At 53.8% G+C, this 249-nt stretch carries 1 protein-coding gene; it reads right to left on the minus strand.

Annotated features, from left to right (window positions below; genetic code table 11):
• A partial coding sequence (locus tag AC1RP4_RS08095; RefSeq protein ID WP_481763292.1) for a hypothetical protein occupies positions 1 to 233 on the minus strand: 233 nt, incomplete at its 3' end.
• Positions 234 to 249 lie beyond the last annotated feature (16 nt).

Consider the following 249-nt stretch of genomic DNA (forward strand, 5'->3'; position numbering starts at 1 on the left):
TTTGTGGGCGGTGTCGGATTGACCGGGTTCTTTGCGGGCGCAACCATAGCATTGAGGTTGAAGGCAAGAGCAGGCAGATATACGCCATCACTGAAGCGGTAACGAATCGTATTGACCGGCATCGACCAGAAGCCCCACCAATCGATGTTGTGCGGATCGTCTGAGAACACGAATTCGGAGAACCCGATCCACGGCTTTTGCCACTCCACGTCTGTTGGCCACATAATGGCCATAAATTCTTCGAGGCGC

The organism is Dellaglioa sp. CoH-56-MRSF-10, from assembly GCF_056782175.1.